This window comes from Magnetospirillum gryphiswaldense MSR-1 v2, assembly GCF_000513295.1.
GTDB classification, from domain to species: domain Bacteria; phylum Pseudomonadota; class Alphaproteobacteria; order Rhodospirillales; family Magnetospirillaceae; genus Magnetospirillum; species Magnetospirillum gryphiswaldense.
Genome location: NC_023065.1, coordinates 358239 through 378372, shown reverse-complemented (window position 1 = coordinate 378372; position 20134 = coordinate 358239). Strand labels below are relative to the sequence as shown.

Here is a 20134-nt window from a genome sequence, read left to right as displayed (position 1 = left end):
GTACAAGCCCCGGAGCACCCCACTCCGGGGTTTTTTATGGTTCATCCCCCCATGTCCCGCTGATCGGGACGACGCCTCATATCCCGCTGATCGGGACTACGCCTTTCTCGGGTCCAGCCTGCGTTGCAGACCGTCGCCGGCCAGATTGAAGGCCAGCACGGTGACGAAGATGGCCAACCCCGGCCATAGCGCCTGAAGCGGGGCGCTCCAGATCACGTTCATGGCCCCGGTCAGCATGTTGCCCCAACTGGCCATGGGCGGTTGCACGCCCAGGCCCAGGAAGGACAAGGCGCTTTCCACCAGGATGATGTTGCCCACCGACAGGGTCGCCGCCACCACCATGGGCGAGGCGACGTTGGGCAGGATGTGACGGAGCATGATCCGCGTGGGCGTCGCCCCCAAGGCGGTGGCGGCGCGGACGTAATCGCGCGCCTTCACCGTCATGGTCTGGGCGCGGACCAGCCGCGCCGCTCCGGTCCAGCCGACCAGGGCGATGATCACCACCATGCGACCGATGGTGAAGGCCTCGGTCGATTGAGCTTCCGGGGCGATGCCCAGCTTGGTCGGGTCCAGCGCCGCCAGCACGATCAGCAACGGCAACAGCGGCAGCGCCATCACCCCGTCGGTCAGCCGCATCAGCAGGGCATCCAGCCGTCCGCCGTGATAGCCGGCCAGCAGGCCGATGGCGGTGCCCAAGAATGCGGCCAGCACGGCTGTCGCCAGGGCCACCGCCAATGACACCCGCCCGCCATGCAGCAGGCGCGAGGCGACGTCGCGGCCCAATTCATCGGTGCCCAGGGGATGGAACAGCGATGGCGGGGCATGGATGGTTGCCAGATTCATGGCTTCCGGGTCGGCGGCGACGAAGGGCGCCGCCACGGTCGCCGCCAGCAGCAGGGCCAGGACGATGGTGCCGATCAGCGCGGGCAGGTCGCGCTTCATCGCAGCGAAATCCGGGGGTCCAGCCGGGCCATGGCCATGTCGGCCAGCAGCGATCCGGCCAGGGTCATGGCAGTGGCCAGCATCAGCGCCGTCAGCGCCAGATTGAAATCATTACCCATCACCGCGTCATTGATCAGCTTGCCCATGCCGGGCCAGCCGAACACGGTTTCGGTGATCAGGGCACCGGAAAACAGACTGCCGAATTCCAGCCCCAGCAGGGTGACCAGCGGCAGCAAGGCGTTGCGCCACTGGTGCTTCAGGGCGATGCGGGCGGGGCCGCACCCCTTGGCCCTGGCGGTACGGATATAATCCTGCCCGGCCTCGGCCAACATGGCGGCGCGGGTGTGGCGGGCATACTGACCCAGACCGGCGATGGCCAGGGTGGCCACCGGCAGGGCCATGTGGCGCAAGCCGTCGATCACCCCCCCGCCATCGCCGCCCAGCGATTGCATGCCGCCGGCGGGCAGCCAGCCCAGGCTGACGGCGAAGACCAGCATCAGCATCAATCCCAGCCAGAAGGTGGGCAGCGAGGCCGAGGCGAAGGCGAAGGCGTTGATGGCATGATCGACCGCGCTGCCGGGACGCAGTGCCGCCACCATCCCCAAGGGCACCGCCAGCAGCAGCGACAGCGCCAAAGCCGACAGCATCAGGGTAAGGGAATTGACCAAGGCCGGTCCGATCACCGCCAGCACCGGCTGGGCGAACAGGCGGGAATAGCCCAATTCCCCCTGCACCACCTGACCGGCCCAGGCCAGATAACGCTGACCCCAGGGCTGATCCAGGCCGTACAGCGCCTTCAACCGCATTGCGTCAGCGGCGGTCAGGTTGGGGTCGGACGCGATCATCAGGTCGATGGGATCGCCGGGCATCAGCCCCATCAGCCCGTGCACCACCACGCTCATCACCGCCAGCACCATGGCGGCCTGGGCCAGCCGTCCCAGCAGCCACAGGCTCATGGCCGCCACCGCCAGTGTTCGATCCACAGGGTACTGGGGTCCTGGTGACCGGTGGGCTCTACCCCGATCAGGGGGCGCGGCAACACATAGGCTTCGGCGCGGAAGAACAAGGGTAGCGCCGGCAGGTCTTGAGCATACAAGTGCTGCAATTGCCGCCACAATTCGACCCGCTTGGGCTTGTCCAGCTCCACCTCGATGGCGTCGAGCAGGGTATCCATGCGCGGATCGGCGTAACCGGTATAATTCTGGCCGGTCCAGTTGTTGGCGGCACTAGGGACTTGGCTGGAATGCAAGGTGGTGCGCGGCACGTTTTCCGGCGCCGACACCCAGGCGAACAGGGCCAGATGGGCAAAGCGCCGCTTGGTCACGGTTTCGGCGAAGAACACCCGGGGCGGCTCGGCCTTCAGCCTGACATCAATGCCCAAGGCCCGCCATTGCCCCTGGATCACCTGCGATACCAACTCGCGTGAGCGGTTGCCGGCGGTGGTGATCAGCTCCACCGTCAACGCCTCGCCCTTGGCGTTGCGGCGGCTGGCGCCTTTCAGCCCCCAACCGGCCTCGTCCAGCAGCTTGGCCGCCTTGGCCGGGTCGTGGCCATAGGTGGGAACGTCCCCCGCGTGCACGCCGTCCAGCGGGTTGACCTGGGTATGGGCCACCGGTTGGCGCCCGTCGAACAATTGCCGGCTCATGCCCTGGCGGTCCAGGCCGTACATCAGCGCCTGACGCACCCGGCGGTCGGCCAGGGCCGGATTGTCCAGGTTGACGTCCATGTGTTCATAGACCAGCCCGGATTTGAAAATCACCTGAAAGCGTGGATCGTCGCGCTTGGCCAGGGCCAGCCCCTGTTCCAGCGGCAATCCCAATTCGCCGGCGATCATGTCGACGCCGCCCGACAGCAATTGCGCTTCCAAGGCAGCGGTGTTTTCCACCGCCCGCACCACCACCCGGTCGAAATCGGGCTTGGTCCCGCGCCAATGGCTGTTGCGTTCCAGCACCAGATGGCTGCCGGCGACTACCTGGGTGATGCGATAGGGGCCGTTATACAGGCCGGGCCGGGTGCTATCGTGGTCGTACAGGCTGCGATTGCGATAGGTGGCCGGGTCGGGGCTGAAGCGGTCGCGCTCCAGATGCGCCGGCAGCGGCTGGAAATCGTTGAGCGCGTTGTAGTCGAAGGTCAGGCGGTCGAGATGCACGGTGAAGGTCTTGGCGTCCTTGGCCTCGATCTTCAGGATACGGCGGTACATCTCGGCATTGCCCACCCCCGATTGCGGATGGCGGCCCACCTCCCAGGTGAACAGCACATCCTCGGTGGTCACCGGTGTGCCGTCGCCCCAAAAGGCATCGGCGGGCAGGGTGTAAGTCAGCGCCACTCGGGCCTTGCCGTCTGCACCGGTTTCGCGCTTGGCCAGCCCGTTGTCGAAGGTGGGCAGGCGTTCGCACAGCATGCAGACCAATTGCCATTTGGCGTCGAAAGCGGTCATGGGCCGGTTGGTCATACCCAGCACATAGGCCTTGGCCATCATCGATTCCATGTTGGGGTGCAGGCTGGCGGGAAATTGCGACAGGCCGATGGCCAGTTGGTCCTTGGCGCCGGCGGCCATGGGGACGGCCAGCACGATGATGGTCAGCAGCAGGCGAAACAAAGACGGCATCGGCCCCCCGAACGGCGATCGGCGGTCATGGTAGCATTGCCAAGGCCGTGGGGCAAAGCGCCACCCCCGCCGGTGGGGCGGGGGCGGCTGAAACCTCGTTATTTGGTGGTGGTGGCCGGCTTGTCGGCATAGGGACACCACGCCGGCAGCTTGCTGGTGTCGATCTTGCCGTTTTCGTCCACCGGCGGGCCGAAGCCGCGTTGGCCGGGACCGAAACCGGGGCCGCGTGCCATCATCATCGGGCCGGGGGGCACGTCACCATTGAGGCGGGCCTGCATCATCTGTTCATGACGCCAGCCGGGGCCGTAACCGGGGGCATTGGCCTTGGTCGTCGTGTCGTCGGCATTGGCGGCACAGCCGGCCAGGAGCAGCAGACCGGTGAAAACGGCGATGGTCTTCAATGTGGTCTTCATGGCTTCCTCCTGTACAAATCCTGTCCTTCCATGCATTGATTCAACCATCGGCGGGTAACCCAGGGATGACCGCCCGCATGGTTTTTGGCAACAAAGTGTAACAGGCATGATCCGCTGGTTTGTTCTGCTGCTGTGCATGATGGCGACGCTGCCCACGCAGGCCGCCGATTGCCCCCAATGCCCAGAGATGATCGCCTTGCCCGGCGGACTGGGGCGTCTGGGCGATGATAGCGCGCCCTATACGGTCCGGGTCGATGCCTTTGCCCTGGCCCGGACCGAGACCAGTGTGGGCCAGTGGAAAGCCTGTGTCGCCGGCGGCGGCTGTGCCGCCAAGGCCTCGTTGCGTTGGCCGGAAGATCATATGCCCATGACCAATGTCAGCTTCGCCGATGCCCAAGCCTATGCGACGTGGCTGGCGCGGATGAGCGGCAAGCCCTATCGCCTGCCGACCGAGGCGGAATGGGAATATGCCGTCCGTGCCGGCAGCCAAACCATCTTCCCGTGGGGGACGGGCATGGAAGAGGGCATGGCGGTGTGCCAGCACTGCGATCCCCGCTTCGACCGCCGCCCGGCCCCGGTGGCCAGCATGGCCGCCAATGGCTGGGGCTTCCACGATCTCAACGGCAATGTGTGGGAATGGACGGCCGATTGCTGGTATCCCAGCCATCAAGGCCGCCCGCGCGACGGCATCGCCCGCACCGAGGCCAACTGCCCCAAGCGGGTGGTCAAGGGCGGCAGCTGGTACTATGTGCCGCACCAGTCGCGCTCGGCCTCACGCGTGGGCGAGGACGCCCGTACTTACGGCTATGACATCGGCTTTAGGGTGGCACGGGATTGACGGTACCCGGGGATAAAGTCCCTCGGCTTCGCCTCGGTGTACTTTCCCCCGAGTATTTTATTCCGCCGGATCGCCCTTGATGCGCTCGATATTGGCGCCGCAGGCGGCCAGCTTTTCCTCGACCCGTTCATAGCCGCGATCCAGGTGATAGACGCGGTTGATGATGGTTTCGCCCTGGGCGGCCAGACCGGCCAGGATCAAGGACGACGACGCCCGCAGATCGGTGGCCATGACCTGGGCCCCGGATAGCGCCTTGACGCCACGGACGATGGCGGAAGAACCATGCACGTTGACGCGGGCGCCCATGCGCAGCAGTTCGGGGACGTGCATGTAGCGGTTTTCAAAAATGGTCTCGGTGATCATCGACGCACCGTTGGCGGTGGCGGCCAGGGCCATCAACTGCGCCTGCATATCGGTGGGAAAGCCGGGATAGGGCTCGGTCATGATGTCGGTGCCGACGATGTCGTGAACGTCGCCGCGTACCCGCATGCCGCGCGCGGTTTCCTCGATCACCACGCCGCAATCACGCAACACCTTGTTGACCGATTCCATCAGGTCGTAGCGAGCACCCACCAGTTCGACATCGCCCCGGGTGATGGCGGCGGCCACCGCATAGGTGCCGGTCTCGATGCGGTCGGGCACCACCGAATATTCGGCCCCATGCAGACGGTCCTGGCCCTGCACCCGCAAGGTGCCGGTGCCGATACCCTCGATCTTGGCGCCCATGGCCACCAGGCATTGGGCCAGATCGGTGACTTCCGGCTCGCGCGCGGCGTTGGCGATGACGGTTTCGCCCTCGGCCAGGGTGGCGGCCATCAGGATGTTCTCGGTGCCGCCCACGGTCACCTGCGGGAAGATGATGTGGGCGCCCTTCAGCCGGCCATCGACCTTGGCGTGGATGTAGCCCTCGGTCAGTTCGATGACCGCGCCCATCTGCTCCAGCGCCTTCAGGTGCAGATCGACCGGGCGGGTGCCGATGGCGCAGCCGCCGGGCAGCGATACCTTGGCCTGACCGCAGCGGGCCAGCAGCGGCCCCAGCACCAGCACCGAGGCGCGCATCTTGCGCACCAGATCATAGGGCGCGGTGGTGTTGACGATCTCGGCCGCCGTCAGGTCCAGCACCCGGCCGGTGTGGCCGCCCTGGGCCGAGGCGCCGTTCAAGGCCATGCCGACACCGTGCTGGGCCAGCAGATTGGCCATGGTGGTGATGTCGACCAGATGCGGCAGGTTGGACAGCGACAGGGTCTGATCGGTCAGCAGGCAGGCCGGCATCAGGGTAAGGGCAGCGTTCTTGGCGCCGCCGATGGCGATAATACCCTTGAGCGGGGTGCCGCCGATGATGCGGATCCTGTCCATGCTTGGTCCTTTGGAAATCGGAAAAAACAAAGGGCAGGGTTTACCCCCTGCCCGTAGCGCCTTTCAAGCTTTTACAGCTTGGGCAGGGTGACGCCCTGCTGGCCTTGGTACTTGCCGGAACGGTCGCGGTACGACGTCTCGCAAACGCCCGCACCCTTGAGGAAGATGAACTGGCAGGCGCCCTCGTTGGCGTAAATCTTGGCCGGCAGCGGCGTGGTGTTGGAAAACTCCAAGGTCACGTGGCCTTCCCATTCCGGTTCCAGGGGGGTCACGTTGACGATGATGCCGCAGCGGGCATAGGTGGACTTGCCCAGACAGATGACCAAGGTGTCACGCGGAATGCGGAAATATTCCACCGTGCGGGCCAGGGCAAAGGAATTGGGGGGGATGACGCAGATGTCGGTTTCGCGGTCGACGAAGCTTTTGTCGGAAAACTGCTTGGGATCGACCACCGCCGAATCGACGTTGGTGAAAATCTTGAATTCGGGAGCGACGCGGGCGTCGTAGCCATAGGAGGACAGCCCGTAGGAAATCACGCCTTCACGCTGCAATTTCTCGGTGAACGGTTCGATCATGCCATGTTTGGTGGCCATTTCACGAATCCAGGTGTCGGGCATGACGGACATTACGGACGCTCCACTGACTTTAGCCGCCCGTTTTACCGTCAGTTTCCGCGCCATGCAAGCCGCAGCCGGTACTATCGTCGACAGCGGCGTCATCGCTGTCGGCGCGCCCACGATCCTGCTGTTTGCGACGGCTGAGATTGGCGCGCAAGGCCTCGGCCTGACGACGGCGACGCAGCTCGGCCTGACTGCCCGGTTTGGGCTTGCCATCGGGGGGGATTGGGGTGTCGGTCATGCCCCGTATTTTGGCGGCTTTCCGCCTGGGGTCAAGATCGGAAAGAAAGCCCTTGACCGAGGGGAAAAGCTTTGGCATAAAGCGCCCCTCTTCACGGGGCAGCCGCCCTGGCACTGAAGACGCTGCCGTAGCTCAGTCGGTAGAGCATACCCTTGGTAAGGGTAAGGTCGAAGGTTCGATTCCTTTCGGCAGCACCATGAAAGGCCCTTGGGAAACCTAGGGCCTTTCGCCGTTTCAGGCACCAAGCCAGCTAGAAGCGGTTGTGATCATTCCCACGATATTCCCACTGGATTCCCATGGCAATGGGAATGAGGGGGGGGCTGTCTGGAAGGTTAGCCCTTACCAGGGTCGGGGATACGCTGGCGCGTTCCCCTGAGTGCTCTACCGACTGAGCTACGGCAGGAGTCGTTTTAACGCCCCTGTGGGGCGATCAAGCCCCTTGCGGGCAGATTCCCATCAGGAAAGTGAGAACGAGTCCGCTAACCCCTTGAAAACGCATCAGAGACGCCTCTCTCAACTAGAGTGAGGCCGTGCCCGAGGGTAAGCCGCGCACTCGGTTCGGGGATGCCCGTGCCCAAAAGCGAACAGGGGGGGGACGGGGGGCAGGGGGACTTACAATATGCTGGAACGCCCCTCCATAATTTCTCGACGAAATTCGGGCTTCCGACCATACAATGCGGGGGTGCGACGGCCCCTACCCAGGGGGTGATGCACAGGGCAATATGTGGCCGTAGTCTCCAGACTTGCGAGAACGCAGAATTGCGGAATTCTGAGACTTGGCGAGCGGTCAAGCTGAAAAGGGCTGTGATTTCTCTGGGAGCGAGTCTTTCTCCCCCAGAAATGTGCATGAGCTTGAGAAGGCCGGCGTCCGATGAATGAACGAAAAGACATCCCCGTCGATTTGGAATTGGAGCCTGTTGTCCTGCTTTGGCCGGATGAGCTTGAGGCCCAAGCTATCCGGGAAAAGCGCGAGGCCCTCGAAAATTTCAAATTTCTCGACGTTCACACTTGGTCAGATCACCCCGAGGTCAATCAGTTCGTTGATTTCATCTATGCAGAACATTTTAAGGCTCGAAAAAAGGTGGTCCAGAAACGCCATCTCAAGGTGGTGCTTCTCGACATTTATGTGACGTGGTGTGAGGTGCCTAACAGGGTCATAGCCTTCTCTAGGAACAATAACGATTACAAGGCTGGCTCTCGCTACAACGAATTGTTCATTTCCCATTTAACCATCGACATTGTGGATCGGCTTGTTGAGGTCGGGCTAATCGAACAGGCGAAGGGGTTTCTAGATCGGAACACGGGCATTGGACGGCTAGCACGCATATGGGCGACCGAAAAGCTGGTAGAGGAATTTCGTAGGGCGCGGTTCGGTCCATTGGACATCGGAAGCCATCCAGATCGTCTCACGGTCATCCTCCGCAACAGTCAGGGGGAGGATGAGGAGGACGAGGATGGTCGGAAGCGCGATATCGAATACGAGCCTGACGATAACACGCGACGCATGTCAGCGGTGCTGGCCGACTATAACGCTTTACTCCGCCGCACGTTCATTGACATCCCTACGCTTGATGAGCGTTGGATCAGTATCCAGAAGGGAAATGAGGCCAACACGCTCGCAGTGAGCCAACGAGACAAATTCGTGAGGCGTATCTTCAACAGGGGTTCATTTGCCTGCGGAGGTCGCTTCTACGGGGGCTGGTGGCAACGCTGCCCGAAGGAGTGGCGAGGCCACATCTTCATCGACGATAGGCCGACGAACGAGATCGACTTCTCAGGGCTCCACGTCGTCATGCTCTACGCTGAGCTCGGAATTCCATATTGGGCAGTGATTGGGGGGGATCCTTATGATGTGCCTGCGCTCGACTTCCTGGAGAACAGCGCAGAACGTCGTACTGCAGCCAAGAACCTGATGCTGGTGCTCCTCAACGCCAGGACCACGAATGAGGCTTATTCGGCCTTTCGGAATAAGGCTGCGGCAGGGACAAGTGCGAAAGCGTTCACGAATGATCAACTCGCGCGGCTACATGGGGCATTGGCTGATAAGCATCCAAGAATTGCTGACCAGTTCGGAGCCGATGTGGGCATTCGTCTGATGAACCTCGATTCCATGATTTCGGAACGCGTCCTGACGAGCTTCCTTGTTCGAGGGGTCCCCGCCCTATCCTTGCACGACAGCTATATCGTCCCCACGGGATACGAGAGCCTCCTCAAGGAGGAAATGCGTAAAGCCTTTGAGGGAGTTATGGGGGGTCCTCTCTTAGGAAGGGAAGCTCAAGCCCTCAGGGAAAACCAAGTTCAAGTCGAGGTTCTTTTAGAAAAACTGATGGGATGGATGCCCTATGATGACGTGCCAGGACAAAAGAAAGACGAAGAGAATTATTTGGCGAGAGCACACCCAATCAGAACAGATCGTTATCTCCATGAGTGGCAGAATTTCAAGATATGGAGAGATACTAACAGAGACAATCTATGAATATAAGATACCATATAAGAATATCATTACTAAGACCTATTCGCGCCATGAGATGCAGTGTTTCAATGTGGCCCCGCCTATTGATTTTGATATTCCCCGACCTTCCTTGCAGAACCGTTCCCAGCCGAACGGGCCCAACTGGACACCTCATAAAAACCTGGGCGTTGGCCTGATTTTGGCCTGACGGGAGCGGCATTGCTGCCGGTCAGCCCCTATCGGCGCCAATTTCCGCAGTCCATTGGTGGTTTCGGACGGGGGTTCCCTGGTTTTGCCCTCAAGCGGGCACACGTTTCCTCTCAAGCCACATGAAACGCCGCATGTTGTAGGCGAGGTTGATCATGCCGATCTTGGTTTCCGCCCTGGCCTTGCCGATGGTGCGGACGATGGCGGCCATTGGCCCCTTCTGGTGGGCGAAGATGTGCTCGATCTTGGAGCGCACCATGGATTTGAGCGCATTGGCCTTGCGGGTTCTGTCCGGCATCGGCTTGCCCTTGGGCTTCTTGCGATGGACCTGGGAGACGAAACCGTTCTTCACCATGAACGTCTCGTTCTTTTCCGAACGATAGGCCGTGTCGGCCCAGACGCCGCTCGCCGTATTGGTCTTGTCGAGCAGATCAGGCAGCCGGGCACCATCATGAGCAGCCGCATCCGTCACCAGCCATTTGCGGATCAGACCATGCGCCCGGTCCGCCGAAACGTGGTTCTTGTAGCCGAAGGATGGGACGGCCAGGTCGACCTGGGGCTGGCCATCCTCACGGGGCTTGGCCTTGGAATACTTCACCGTCCAGCGAGCATCGCGGTCTTTTTGGCGCAATTTGGCGGGCTTGTCCTGCCAGCCGTCGGGAATGGTTCCGGCCTTGATCGCCGCCTTTTCGCCATCTGTATTGCGCTGCTTGGGTGCGGCGACAATGGTGGCATCCAGCAATTGCCCCGACATCGCCAGATAGCCTGCCTCCCGCAGAGCCGCATCAAACCGCTCGAACAGACCCTTGATGGCGCTGGCCTTGGTCAGGTGCTGGCGGAACGTCCAGATCGTGTTGGCGTCGGGAACCGGATCGGCAATCCCCAACCCCAGGAACCGCTTCCAGGTCAGGCGGTCGCGCATGAAATATTCTGCGGCCTCGTCGCCCAGGCCATTCATCGCCTGCAGGATCAGCACCTTGAACATCAGCACATGATCGAACGGCGGACGACCGCCTTTGGCGCCATTCGAGCGCGGAACCGCTCGTTCAAGGTCAGCACGGAACAGCTCGAAATCAATCGTACGGCTCAAGTGTTCCAGCACGTCGCCTTTCTTCGACAGACCCGCCAGACATTCTTCAATGTCGAAAAATCCCGGTGCCTTCATCGCCCCACCTCACAGCCGCGATCCCGTCTGTGAATCAAACGCCCGCCCAAATCGCCAGGGTTTTTGGAGGTGTCCAGGTGTCGTTGACAAGCATACCCACACGTCTTACAGAGCAATGCAATACTGAAATACGCAAAGCAATGCCCATTTCACTTTGGGCCGCGTGCGTCTGATCAAGGGATCAGGAAGACCATGAAAGTTCTTGTTGCGGTCAAGCGCGTCATTGATTACAACGCGAATATCCGGGTGAAGCCAGCCCAAACGGGCGTCGAGACCGCCAACGTTAAGTGTTCCATGAACCCGTTCGACGAGATCGCGGTGGAAGAGGCCGTTCGCCTGAAGTGAACGGGCAAGGCGAGTGAGATAAATAGGTCCATTATCCCCCCCCTACGATGGAGGTGTGATATGTTTAGTTCTTTCCAATTTGGCCTAGATATTGCCACAGCTCTTTCAGTAATTGGTGCGAGCGTGGCATTTATAATTAACCAAGCACGCATCCGCAGGGAAGATAAGGAGGAATTGCGGGCTGAAAAAATAAACAATCACACCATTAGAGTTATTGAAAAGCTATCAGATCTCATCGATAACTACAATAGTTCTTATGCAAGCTTCGTTTATAGCGTTCACAAAAGAGATGGATCATCTGACGTAAATCTTTTGAACCGTGATGCCCAGAAGATTATTGAATACTGTAGGAACATTGCTATGCCTCTGTATGCCTTGCTTTACGCATCGAGGGAACTGAAAGTTATAGAAAAAATACTTAGCGAAATGAAAAACTGGAATTCTGATTTGGTAGCTGGTTTTGAGAATAACGATTTAACTATGATCCGGCTCACCGATCCTGGGCGAATTGTCGGGGAGGGGATAGCGGCTCTTTCAACTTTCTAGGTGTTTAGTCCCGGCATTTGGTGGTGCATTCTTGTCCACGGAGTGGAAGGAGGCACTATGGGCTAGGTTCTACACGGCAGCGCCACGACGACAGAGGCAGTCCGTCGAGCAATACAAGATAGTCAAGAGAGCTTGAGGTAATTGCTCACGGGGGTGGCGAAGGGCTTGCGCTGCGGCCCGGAATATGAGTCAACCTATGTATGAAGCTGGACACCTCTAAAAACCTCGGCGCTGGCCTGATTTTGGCCTGATCGGATCGGCCGTGGTGCTGGTCAGGCCCTATCGGCGCCGATTTCCGCAGTCCATTGGTGGTTTCGGACGGGAGTTCCCTGGTTTTGCCCTCAAGCGGGCACACGTTTCCTCTCAAGCCGCATGAAACGCCACATGTTGTAGGCGAGGTTGATCATGCCGATCTTGGTTTCCGCCCTGGCCTTGCCGATGGTGCGGACGATGGCGGCCATTGGCCCCTTCTGGTGGGCGAAGATGTGCTCGATCTTGGAGCGCACCATGGATTTGAGCGCATTGGCCTTGCGGGTTCTGTCCGGCATCGGCTTGCCCTTGGGCTTCTTGCGATGGACCTGGGAGACGAAACCGTTCTTCACCATGAACGTCTCGTTCTTTTCCGAACGATAGGCCGTGTCGGCCCAGACGCCGCTCGCCGTATTGGTCTTGTCGAGCAGATCAGGCAGCCGGGCACCATCATGAGCAGCCGCATCCGTCACCAGCCATTTGCGGATCAGACCATGCGCCCGGTCCGCCGAAACGTGGTTCTTGTAGCCGAAGGATGGGACGGCCAGGTCGACCTGGGGCTGGCCATCCTCACGGGGCTTGGCCTTGGAATACTTCACCGTCCAGCGAGCATCGCGGTCTTTTTGGCGCAATTTGGCGGGCTTGTCCTGCCAGCCGTCGGGAATGGTTCCGGCCTTGATCGCCGCCTTTTCGCCATCTGTATTGCGCTGCTTGGGTGCGGCGACAATGGTGGTGACCTGCCCTGGAACTTTCATCCAGCCGTAAGTATCAACTTCTGATCGAAAACGACATCGTGACGATTCGCGTCCCCATAACTTACCCAAGGCATTCATTTGTTCCCCTTATATTCTTTGGATCGCTTGGCACATTGGGGATTGAAGAGGGATTATTTTGGCTGCTCGTTAAGGAAGGGTAGCTCGGAACTGGATTCGTGGCTTGGACGGAAATGCCCGTAAATCAACAGCACTATAATTTAATTCATGATGATTTTAGACGTCACTTGATCGACGAGCAAAACTGAAACACCACCCATCTTTTTGACTAGAGCGATAGCTTCAAGTTCCTCTAGATCGTCACTATGCATTCCATAAGTAGCGGTCCGATGTTTTCCCCGCAACATTTCACCCGTTGGAACTTCGTATGAGAGCTTGTATCTCCCGCCAGGACATTCATCGCTTGATATGTCCTCCCTCATAGGCACTTCTTTGATTTTTAATCTATAATTAACAATAGCCTGCTCGGCTTCCAAAATAAGGCTTTGAGAACCAAAGCGGGATTTCATCGACACTAGCCCCTGCTCAAAACTTGGCAGAATCGCATTCAATGCTTCACCCGCAGAAATGTCGGCTCTTTTTAGCGCTTTGAAGTGTGCCCATGTGAAACCCACTTCAAGCATGACGCTCCCCAGAAACCCACTATCCACCCCAAGCAAGCGGGCAATCTCTCCACAAAATTTGCGGCCTGTGAAAAAACTAAACACGTTCTTCTCCGTGCTTTGAAAGCAGCTTCGAAGCGGTTTCCTCAAAGCTTTCAGAGAGATGACCAAAGAACATGATGTGTCTATGGTAAAACATTGGATTTGCTCTAGCTTTTTCCAGGCGCCCGCCTAACAAATGGGTGCACATGCATCGCGTTGGATAGTCCAGCGTTTCATCAATCATTCCTTGTTCAAGGATGTGGCACGCGGCCAGAAACGGAGCGGCTGAATCCTCCTTGTAATACGCAAGGGTTCGTAACTGCTCAAGATCGTTAGAGCATTTTCACATCGAGCGTCCATATCCGTCGTGGGCGAAGAAATTGGCGCATTCCTCGGGCGGAAACAGGTCGATGAGTTTTCCGATCACGTCCCATAAGGTGTTGATGGTGCGAGCTTGCGCCTTTCGCAGCAGGCTCTTGAGCTTGGCGAAGGCGAGCTCGATGGGATTGAGGTCTGGGGAGTAGGGCGGCAGATACCGCAGGGTGGCCCCTCGGGCTTCGATGAGTTGCTTGACCCCTGCCACCTTGTGGGCGGGCAGATTGTCCATTACGACGATGTCGCCGGGCCGCAAGGTCGGAGCCAGGACCTGCTCGACATAGGCCAGGAAGATCGCGCCATTCATCGCCTTGTCGATGACGAAGGGGGCGGAGATTCCGTCATGCCGGAGCGCCCCGACGAAGGTGGTCATTTTCCAATGACCGTGCGGCACCGCAGCCAGCAGCCGCTGACCGCGCGGCGCCCGTCCGTAGCGCCGGGTCATGTTGGTCGATGCCCCGGTTTCATCAAGGAAGACCAAGCGGGTTGGGTCCAGCGCCGGCTGCTCGGCTCGCCAGGCGATGCGTCCTTCGGCTACGTCGGGACGTTCCTGCTCGGCAGCATGCGCACTCTTTTTTTCAGACTGAGGTCGAGCCGCTCAAGCGTGTTCCACAGGCCGCCGACGCTGATCGACACGCCCAATTCGGCCAGAACCCAGGCGCGCAACTCAGCCAGCGTGGCATCGGGCTCGACCTTGATCTGCGCCTGCAACGCCTCAAGGTGAGCCGCCAGCTTCTGTCCTGGCCGCCCAGGCCGTGGCTTCACCGTCGTCTCGCCGGTGGCCCGGCGGCGGCCTTGGGCCTTGTAGATGTACGAAACGCTCACCCGGAACAGCGGCGCCACCTCGTAGGCGCTCATGCCGCTGTCCACAGCCGCCAAAACTCTATCGCGCAAGTCCTGAGAATAGGACTGCCCTGAGCGCCACGTCATCGCATCATCCTCGGGAGCGTTGTTACCGAAGATGTTGAATCACAAAATGACCTCAGGGGGAATCCTCTACCGATTCCGCTCGGCGTGAAACCGCTCTAGCAATCCAATCCGTGCTAAACAAACGAATTACGAAAGATTGATCCTCGCATTGCGCCTTGATTTCCGCCATCAATTTAGCGGCATAGAGACGTCGCATAAATCTGCCGAACATTCGCACCTCTTGGTATCCATCCGGTGAAGGACGCAGGGGGGGGGCGGCGTCAGGCGGCGACGGCGGAGGCCGGGTTGGCGTTCCGCCAGTTCCAGGGCAGGAGTTCGTCGATGCGGCTGGCGGGGTGACCCGCGATCCGTGCAAGGACATCGGCCAGCCAGGCTTGCGGATCGATGTCGTTCATCTTGGCTGTGACGATGAGGCTGTACATGGAGGCGGCACGCTGTCCACCGCGGTCGGACCCGGCGAAGAGCCAGGACTTCCGGCCGAGCGCGATGCCACGAAGGGCGCGTTCGGCGGAATTGTTGGTCATGCAGACGCGGCCGTCGTCGAGGAAGCGGGTGAAGGCGGGCCAGCGTTTCAGCATGTAGTCCATGGCCTTGGCAAGATCGTTGCCTCGCGACAGACCGGCGCGCTTCTCCGTCAGCCATCGTTCCAGGTCGGCGACCAGGGGGGCGCTGAGCTCCTGGCGGATCGCCCGCCGCCGGTCGGCGTCCTGGCCGCTGATGGCGCGCTCGATCTCGAACAGGGCGTCGATGCGCCGGACCGCCTCCAGCGCCAGGGGCGAGATCACCGAGGCAGCCCGGCCCTCGGCCTTGCGGCGGGCATTGGCCGCCAGGTCGGCTAGGGCGAAGAACGGACGCCTCGCATGCGCCCAGCAGGCGGCCTCCAGGATTGGCCCGGGTTTTCGGTCGGGCAGGTAGAGTGCGCCATAGCCCCCATAGGCGTCCGCCTGGAGCAGCCCGGCATACCCAGCGAGATGGGCCTGGGGGTGTTCACCTCTCCGGTCGCGCGAATAGTAGAACATGGCCGCCGGTGGTGCCGGTCCGCCGAAGGGGCGGTCGTCGCGGACATAGACCCAACATCGGCCGGTGTCGGTCTTGCCCTTCGCCAGGACGGGCACCGTGGTGTCGTCGCCATGCAGACGCGCGGCGGCAAACACATGGGCCTCGATGCGCCGGATCAACGGCTCCAGGGCGGCGCAGCCGGCGCCCACCTGGTCGGCCAGCGTGGACAGGCTGAGCGGCACACCCTCCTTGGCATAGCGCTCGGCCTGGCGGTTCAGCGGCTGGTGCTGCCCGAACTTCTCGAACAGGATCATGGCCAGCAGGCTGGGGCCGGCCCAGCCGCGCGGGGTCACATGGAAGGGCGCCGGCGCCTGGCTGATCTTCTCGCAGTCCCGGCAGCTGAACTTCTCGCGGACCCGCTGGATGACCTTCCACTGGCGCGGGATCACCTCCAGGGTCTCGGTGACGTCCTCGCCGATCTTGCGCAGACGGTCACCGCCGCAGCAGGAGCAGGCCGACGGAGCCGGCTCGACCACCCGCTCGCGCGGCAAATGCTCGGGAAACGGCTTGCGGGCAGGCCGGTTGCGGGTGAAGGCCGCCACGTTGGTGGTGCGCGCCGCGGCCTTCTCGGCGGTGATCTCGTCCTCGGTGGCCGCCGCCGCCAGTTCCTCGAACGCCAGCTCCATCTGGTCGATCAGGCGGGCCGAGCGTTCCGCCCGGGGGCCGTAGAGTTCGCGCTTCAGTTTCTCGATCTGCAGCTTCTGGTGCGCGATCAGCGCCTGGTCCTCGGCGGCCCTGGCGCGCGCGACCGCCAGCTCCGCCCTCAGGGCGTCGATGTCGTCTGTCGGGGTCTCGCGGCCGATTTCCATGCCCCAATGGAATCATAAAACCCGGCCGCTGACTCGCTAAAAATGTGGGTTTCCGCCCTATCCGGCACTTCGCGGGCGGAAGGTGTGGCGCGGGTTGCGCCAGTCGATCCCGTCGAGCATGTAGGCCAGTTGGGCCGACGAGATCGCCACCACGCCGTCAGCCGGAGAGGGCCAGATGAACCGCCCCTTCTCCAGGCGCTTGGCGTACAGCGACATGCCCAGGCCGTCGTGCCAAAGGACCTTGATCAGATCCCCCCGAGCACCCCGGAAAACGAACAGGTCACCGGCGTGGGGATCGCGGCCGAGCGCCTCCTGCACCTGCAGCGCCAAGCCGTTCATGCCGCGCCGCATGTCCGTCCGCCCGACCGCCAGCCAGACCCGGACGCCCGTCGGAACCGGGATCATCGCCGCTCCAGCACGTCCAAGACCCGGCACAGCAGCTGGGCACCGACACCATCGCCGACACGGACACGGTAGCCACCAGCCAGATCGATCTCCACCACGCCGGCAGAAGAAGAGGCTTCCTTCCGCCCGGAGGCCGCCATGTCCTCGGCCACCACCACCGGCACCATATGGGCCGGCACCGTCTCGCCCTGTTGTCCCCCGAAACGCTTGCGCCAAGTGAAAACCTGATTGTCGTTGACCCCGTACCGCCGCGCCACCCCGGCCACAGAGGCCCCGGGCTCGTAGGTCGCCGCGACGATCTCCCGCTTCAGATCCTCAGGCCAAGAACGGTTCCGCCGCCGCCCGGTCGAGTTTCTGTCCATAAATGAATCCGTGGACACTTCCGCCAACTTCAACGCCAATCAGGCGATCAGCTTCGCCGAAGCTCACCCGGCCGGGAAGGCGGTCCACGCCGGAGGGATACACCTCTTGTCCGTTAAGGCCCTTTGATTAGCATAATGAGGACCATACTCCGTGGTTTAACCGTCTTCAAGATGCTCGCCTGTTCATATGGATGCGCAGGCCTTAGTAAAATGGAATTTAAGGAAATTGAGAGTACTGCGGGGCCTTTCGCAGGAGGCTTTAGCCGTGGATGCCGAAATTGATCGAACCTACGTCTCCCGCCTTGAGAGAGGCTTGGAAAATCCGACGATCGCAGTCCTCGCACGAATTGCTAAAGCTCTCGAAGTCGATATCAGAGAATTCTTTGAACTCCCCGCCGAGGGTGCCCCTCCTCCACAGCCTTTGCGAAAAGGACGAAAACCCCCACAGTAACCATCTAGGGAATCAGACCACATCAATCTAATAAGTGTATAACATCTTTTACGTTTAAATGCGTATACCGCTGAACACTTCTTACGTCACGATGCCCACTCACCATCATGATCTGAGCTTGATTGAAACCACGCTTGGCAACCTCGGTGATGCGGGTATGGCGTAGCTGGTGGAGGCGCACATCATCGGGTAATCCCGCCACCCGACGAGCCCGGCGAACGGCTTGGGTGACGCTGAGAGGGGCGACTGGGAACAGCCTTTGGTTGGGCTTGCAATCCTTGGCGCTTTCGGCAAGCAGTTCCACCGCTCGTAGGGTAAGAGGAACGAGCCTATCGCCCGTCTTACCGTCAATGACAGCAACCGTCCGTTCCGCGATATTGAGTTGGCGAGGTGTCAGCTTGAGTATTTCGGACCGTCGCATGGCTGTTTCATAGGCCAGTTCCACCACCGTCCGCATGACGGGGGTAAGGGCTTCAATCAGCGTTTGAAGCTCTGCACGGCTGACCACCTTGTTCCGAGGCTTGGAATTAGCGGGAAGCTGAATGTCCTTTACAGGGTTGGTCAGGGCGACGAGGTATTCCCGTCGTGCCCAATTGAATATCCGGCCGATGAAAATGAGATCGTGACGGCATGTTGCGGATGCCACTTGGCCGAGGCGATAGAGCCTGTAGGCGTTGACATGTACGGGCTTGATATCTGCGACACAGAACGGCAGGCCGTTGGCGAGAAACGCCTTCGTGATGTGGCGAAGCTGGAAGCGGGCATATTCCTGAGTAGGTTTTCCAGCCATGGCTATATCGCAATATCGCTTGCCCAGTTCGGCCAAGGTAAGGCTTAGAATCGGATCATTGTGGGCGGAAGACGCTTGGGCGGTTTGCTCTATTCCGGCTTCATAGGCCTCTGCCCAACACTGGGCGTCCTCAAGGCTATCGAAGCTTTTGGAGGCGGGCTTATGGCCTTTGCGACGGATTTGAACGTTGTGCTTTCCTGAAGGTAGCACTTTGAAAGTAGCCAATTTTCATACCCTTTATGCTCCTTCTAGCCAGTGATTTGGTAAGGGTAAGGTCGAAGGTTCGATTCCTTTCGGCAGCACCATGAAAGGCCCTTGGGAAACCAAGGGCCTTTCGCCGTTTCAGGCTGCGGACATCTCCTTGCGGTAACGACGGATCAGCCACAGGCCGCCGGCACATAGGGCAAGGGCGGTGGCGGTCATCACCACGCCGAACAGGGCGAAGACGGCGATAAAGACGTCGATGCTGCGATCGGTGTTGGAAAGGTATTGCTGCACCATGGGGACGGTGATGAGCACGCTACCGATCAGGCTGGGCACGCCGACGGCCAGAAAAACTCCCCCCAAGATCAGTTTAAGCCGCGATGGCCGTGCCTTGACCGGCAGAGGATAGGGCGCTTCCTGCCGATGACGGCGAGGATGCAGGCTTTTCCGAATGAGCACGAACAGCAAAAGGGCGAGAATAATTCCCGGTACGGCCCAAAGTAAAAACGTACGGAATGTGGAAAAAAATAATTCGTCCATGCTCATATCCTGTTGTGCCGGCCCTGCTGCCCGACATCTCCCAGGATAACCTTGCCGCACGATGTGCCGCAAGGCGGCGGCCAAGGGTGTACGCCGCTATCTCACCCTTCGCCGGTCAGCATGGCCAGGCTGACCGCGCCCAGGTCGGGCCACACCGCCTTGGCCGCGCTCACATCGTCGCCGGCGGTGTACAGACTGGGGGTGATGATCGCCGCCAAGCCGGCGGCTTGGGCGGCGCGCAGGCCGTTGGCGGAATCCTCGATGGCCAGGCATTGCTCTGGTGGCAGGTTCAGCCGCGACAGCACGGTTTCATAGACCTGGGGATGGGGTTTCTTCAAAGGGGCATCGTCGCTGCACGCCATGGTCTCGAACCAGCCGGGCTCGATCCCGGTGCCGGCCATCAAAGCGATGACATTGGCCCGGGTGGTGGTGGTGGCGATGGCCAGACGCAGGCCGGCTTGGCGCGCTTCCCCCAGCAGGCGGGCGATGCCCGGGCGCAAGGGCACGGCGCCGGTGGCGACCTGGGCGGTATAAATTTCGGTCTTGCGCCGATGCAGGGCCAGGACCAAGACGTCGGTCACCGGATGTTGGCGGCTTTCGGCGAAAGCGCGCAGGCGCTCCTTGCCGCCCGACACCTTCAGCAGTGATCGGTAAAGCCCCGGATCCCAATGCCAGTCCAGCCCGGTTTCACCGAAGGCCCGGTTGAAGGCGTTGCGGTGGGCTTCCTCGGTTTCCGCCAAGGTACCGTCGACATCGAAGATGAGGGCCTTGATCTTCATGCTCGTAGTCTAAGGCGTGGCGGTTGGTGCCGCC

20 protein-coding genes, 1 tRNA gene and 2 pseudogenes are annotated in these 20134 nt (G+C 60.7%); 6 read left to right on the top strand and 17 right to left on the bottom strand.

Going from position 1 to position 20134, the window contains the following annotated elements; translation table 11 throughout:
* Positions 1 to 96: 96 nt before the first annotated feature.
* From MGMSRV2_RS01785 to MGMSRV2_RS01770, 4 genes are all read right to left on the bottom strand, one after another.
* Positions 97 to 942 carry an ABC transporter permease gene (locus MGMSRV2_RS01785; protein WP_024078599.1) on the bottom strand — a complete coding sequence of 282 codons (846 nt, stop codon included), beginning with the start codon at positions 940 to 942 and terminating at the stop codon, positions 97 to 99.
* Positions 939 to 1898, bottom strand: coding sequence for an ABC transporter permease (locus MGMSRV2_RS01780; protein ID WP_024078598.1), 960 nt, complete (start codon positions 1896 to 1898; stop codon positions 939 to 941). The genes MGMSRV2_RS01785 and MGMSRV2_RS01780 overlap by 4 nt, the downstream gene beginning before the upstream one ends.
* Positions 1895 to 3550: a peptide ABC transporter substrate-binding protein gene (locus tag MGMSRV2_RS01775; protein ID WP_024078597.1), complete on the bottom strand. Its 1656-nt coding sequence runs from the start codon at positions 3548 to 3550 to the stop codon at positions 1895 to 1897. The genes MGMSRV2_RS01780 and MGMSRV2_RS01775 overlap by 4 nt, the downstream gene beginning before the upstream one ends.
* A gap of 98 nt (positions 3551 to 3648) precedes the next feature.
* Positions 3649 to 3963 (bottom strand): hypothetical protein, encoded by a 315-nt coding sequence (locus MGMSRV2_RS01770; protein WP_024078596.1) that lies wholly within the window; start codon positions 3961 to 3963, stop codon positions 3649 to 3651.
* A gap of 106 nt (positions 3964 to 4069) precedes the next feature.
* Here MGMSRV2_RS01770 and MGMSRV2_RS01765 point away from each other — a divergent pair, with 106 nt between their 5' ends.
* Entirely contained in the window at positions 4070 to 4801 is a 732-nt protein-coding gene (locus MGMSRV2_RS01765; protein ID WP_024078595.1) for a formylglycine-generating enzyme family protein, read from the top strand.
* Between the two features lie 57 nt (positions 4802 to 4858).
* On the opposite strand, the gene murA is transcribed toward MGMSRV2_RS01765, so the two are convergent.
* From murA to MGMSRV2_RS20920, 3 genes are all read right to left on the bottom strand, one after another.
* Positions 4859 to 6157, bottom strand: coding sequence for a UDP-N-acetylglucosamine 1-carboxyvinyltransferase (murA, locus tag MGMSRV2_RS01760; RefSeq protein ID WP_024078594.1), 1299 nt, complete (start codon positions 6155 to 6157; stop codon positions 4859 to 4861).
* Between the two features lie 71 nt (positions 6158 to 6228).
* Positions 6229 to 6783 carry a dCTP deaminase gene (dcd, locus tag MGMSRV2_RS01755; RefSeq protein WP_024078593.1) on the bottom strand — a complete coding sequence of 185 codons (555 nt, stop codon included), beginning with the start codon at positions 6781 to 6783 and terminating at the stop codon, positions 6229 to 6231.
* 19 nt (positions 6784 to 6802) lie between these two features.
* Entirely contained in the window at positions 6803 to 7015 is a 213-nt protein-coding gene (locus tag MGMSRV2_RS20920; protein WP_144084258.1) for a hypothetical protein, read from the bottom strand.
* Positions 7016 to 7136: 121 nt separating this feature from the next.
* Between MGMSRV2_RS20920 and MGMSRV2_RS01745 the strand changes: the two genes are divergently transcribed.
* Together MGMSRV2_RS01745 and MGMSRV2_RS01740 are read left to right on the top strand one after the other, a co-directional pair.
* Positions 7137 to 7212: transfer RNA gene (locus tag MGMSRV2_RS01745), tRNA-Thr, on the top strand.
* Positions 7213 to 7886: 674 nt separating this feature from the next.
* Positions 7887 to 9491: a hypothetical protein gene (locus MGMSRV2_RS01740; protein ID WP_024078591.1), complete on the top strand. Its 1605-nt coding sequence runs from the start codon at positions 7887 to 7889 to the stop codon at positions 9489 to 9491.
* 274 nt (positions 9492 to 9765) lie between these two features.
* On the opposite strand, the gene MGMSRV2_RS01735 is transcribed toward MGMSRV2_RS01740, so the two are convergent.
* Positions 9766 to 10839: an IS5 family transposase gene (locus MGMSRV2_RS01735; RefSeq protein WP_024078589.1), complete on the bottom strand. Its 1074-nt coding sequence runs from the start codon at positions 10837 to 10839 to the stop codon at positions 9766 to 9768.
* Positions 10840 to 11031: 192 nt separating this feature from the next.
* Here MGMSRV2_RS01735 and MGMSRV2_RS01730 point away from each other — a divergent pair.
* Positions 11032 to 11181 (top strand): annotated as a pseudogene (locus MGMSRV2_RS01730) (electron transfer flavoprotein subunit beta/FixA family protein); the annotation flags it as partial.
* 63 nt (positions 11182 to 11244) lie between these two features.
* Complete coding sequence (locus MGMSRV2_RS01725) at positions 11245 to 11730, top strand: hypothetical protein (protein WP_024078587.1); 486 nt, start codon at positions 11245 to 11247, stop codon at positions 11728 to 11730.
* Between the two features lie 341 nt (positions 11731 to 12071).
* On the opposite strand, the pseudogene MGMSRV2_RS01720 reads toward MGMSRV2_RS01725, so the two are convergent.
* From MGMSRV2_RS01720 to tnpA, 6 genes and pseudogenes are all read right to left on the bottom strand, one after another.
* Positions 12072 to 12722 (bottom strand): annotated as a pseudogene (locus MGMSRV2_RS01720) (transposase); the annotation flags it as partial.
* A 230-nt stretch (positions 12723 to 12952) separates the two neighbouring features.
* Positions 12953 to 13459, bottom strand: coding sequence for a hypothetical protein (locus tag MGMSRV2_RS01715; protein WP_144084257.1), 507 nt, complete (start codon positions 13457 to 13459; stop codon positions 12953 to 12955).
* Between the two features lie 280 nt (positions 13460 to 13739).
* Positions 13740 to 14701, bottom strand: a protein-coding gene (locus MGMSRV2_RS01710; protein ID WP_144084247.1) for an IS630 family transposase whose coding sequence is annotated in 2 segments (ribosomal slippage) — positions 13740 to 14353 and positions 14353 to 14701 — 963 coding nt in all. Because the reading frame shifts where the segments join, the coding sequence is not laid out codon by codon here.
* 260 nt (positions 14702 to 14961) lie between these two features.
* On the bottom strand, positions 14962 to 16569 hold the full coding sequence (tnpC, locus tag MGMSRV2_RS01705) for an IS66 family transposase (protein WP_024078583.1): 1608 nt from the start codon (positions 16567 to 16569) through the stop codon (positions 14962 to 14964).
* Positions 16570 to 16626: 57 nt separating this feature from the next.
* Complete coding sequence (gene tnpB, locus MGMSRV2_RS01700; RefSeq protein ID WP_024078582.1) at positions 16627 to 16974, bottom strand: IS66 family insertion sequence element accessory protein TnpB; 348 nt, start codon at positions 16972 to 16974, stop codon at positions 16627 to 16629.
* Entirely contained in the window at positions 16971 to 17336 is a 366-nt protein-coding gene (gene tnpA / locus MGMSRV2_RS22350) for an IS66-like element accessory protein TnpA (protein WP_024079338.1), read from the bottom strand. The genes tnpB and tnpA overlap by 4 nt, the downstream gene beginning before the upstream one ends.
* Positions 17337 to 17523: 187 nt before the next feature.
* On the opposite strand from tnpA, the gene MGMSRV2_RS01690 reads away from it, so the two are divergent.
* Positions 17524 to 17787 carry a helix-turn-helix domain-containing protein gene (locus MGMSRV2_RS01690; RefSeq protein WP_024078580.1) on the top strand — a complete coding sequence of 88 codons (264 nt, stop codon included), beginning with the start codon at positions 17524 to 17526 and terminating at the stop codon, positions 17785 to 17787.
* Between the two features lie 22 nt (positions 17788 to 17809).
* Here the strand turns inward: MGMSRV2_RS01690 and MGMSRV2_RS01685 are convergent, their stop codons facing one another.
* The 3 genes from MGMSRV2_RS01685 to MGMSRV2_RS01675 all read right to left on the bottom strand — a co-directional run bounded on the left by MGMSRV2_RS01685 (position 17810) and on the right by MGMSRV2_RS01675 (position 20100).
* Positions 17810 to 18802 carry a tyrosine-type recombinase/integrase gene (locus MGMSRV2_RS01685; RefSeq protein ID WP_024078579.1) on the bottom strand — a complete coding sequence of 331 codons (993 nt, stop codon included), beginning with the start codon at positions 18800 to 18802 and terminating at the stop codon, positions 17810 to 17812.
* Between the two features lie 117 nt (positions 18803 to 18919).
* Entirely contained in the window at positions 18920 to 19321 is a 402-nt protein-coding gene (locus MGMSRV2_RS01680; RefSeq protein ID WP_024078578.1) for a membrane protein of unknown function, read from the bottom strand.
* Positions 19322 to 19422: 101 nt separating this feature from the next.
* Positions 19423 to 20100, bottom strand: coding sequence for an HAD-IA family hydrolase (locus MGMSRV2_RS01675; RefSeq protein WP_024078577.1), 678 nt, complete (start codon positions 20098 to 20100; stop codon positions 19423 to 19425).
* Between the last annotated feature and the right edge of the window lie 34 nt (positions 20101 to 20134).

Excerpts from the sequence above, each read along its gene's own strand:
- MGMSRV2_RS01785 (WP_024078599.1), bottom strand. The coding sequence starts at position 942 with ATGAAGCGCGACCTGCCCGCGCTGATCGGCACCATCGTCCTGGCCCTG.
- MGMSRV2_RS01780 (WP_024078598.1), bottom strand. The coding sequence starts at position 1,898 with ATGAGCCTGTGGCTGCTGGGACGGCTGGCCCAGGCCGCCATGGTGCTG.
- MGMSRV2_RS01775 (WP_024078597.1), bottom strand. The coding sequence starts at position 3,550 with ATGCCGTCTTTGTTTCGCCTGCTGCTGACCATCATCGTGCTGGCCGTC.
- MGMSRV2_RS01770 (WP_024078596.1), bottom strand. The coding sequence starts at position 3,963 with ATGAAGACCACATTGAAGACCATCGCCGTTTTCACCGGTCTGCTGCTC.
- MGMSRV2_RS01765 (WP_024078595.1), top strand. The coding sequence starts at position 4,070 with ATGATCCGCTGGTTTGTTCTGCTGCTGTGCATGATGGCGACGCTGCCC.
- murA (WP_024078594.1), bottom strand. The coding sequence starts at position 6,157 with ATGGACAGGATCCGCATCATCGGCGGCACCCCGCTCAAGGGTATTATC.
- dcd (WP_024078593.1), bottom strand. The coding sequence starts at position 6,783 with ATGTCCGTCATGCCCGACACCTGGATTCGTGAAATGGCCACCAAACAT.
- MGMSRV2_RS20920 (WP_144084258.1), bottom strand. The coding sequence starts at position 7,015 with ATGACCGACACCCCAATCCCCCCCGATGGCAAGCCCAAACCGGGCAGT.
- MGMSRV2_RS01740 (WP_024078591.1), top strand. The coding sequence starts at position 7,887 with ATGAATGAACGAAAAGACATCCCCGTCGATTTGGAATTGGAGCCTGTT.
- MGMSRV2_RS01735 (WP_024078589.1), bottom strand. The coding sequence starts at position 10,839 with ATGAAGGCACCGGGATTTTTCGACATTGAAGAATGTCTGGCGGGTCTG.
- MGMSRV2_RS01725 (WP_024078587.1), top strand. The coding sequence starts at position 11,245 with ATGTTTAGTTCTTTCCAATTTGGCCTAGATATTGCCACAGCTCTTTCA.
- tnpC (WP_024078583.1), bottom strand. The coding sequence starts at position 16,569 with ATGGAAATCGGCCGCGAGACCCCGACAGACGACATCGACGCCCTGAGG.
- tnpB (WP_024078582.1), bottom strand. The coding sequence starts at position 16,974 with ATGATCCCGGTTCCGACGGGCGTCCGGGTCTGGCTGGCGGTCGGGCGG.
- tnpA (WP_024079338.1), bottom strand. The coding sequence starts at position 17,336 with ATGGACAGAAACTCGACCGGGCGGCGGCGGAACCGTTCTTGGCCTGAG.
- MGMSRV2_RS01690 (WP_024078580.1), top strand. The coding sequence starts at position 17,524 with ATGGATGCGCAGGCCTTAGTAAAATGGAATTTAAGGAAATTGAGAGTA.
- MGMSRV2_RS01680 (WP_024078578.1), bottom strand. The coding sequence starts at position 19,321 with ATGGACGAATTATTTTTTTCCACATTCCGTACGTTTTTACTTTGGGCC.
- MGMSRV2_RS01675 (WP_024078577.1), bottom strand. The coding sequence starts at position 20,100 with ATGAAGATCAAGGCCCTCATCTTCGATGTCGACGGTACCTTGGCGGAA.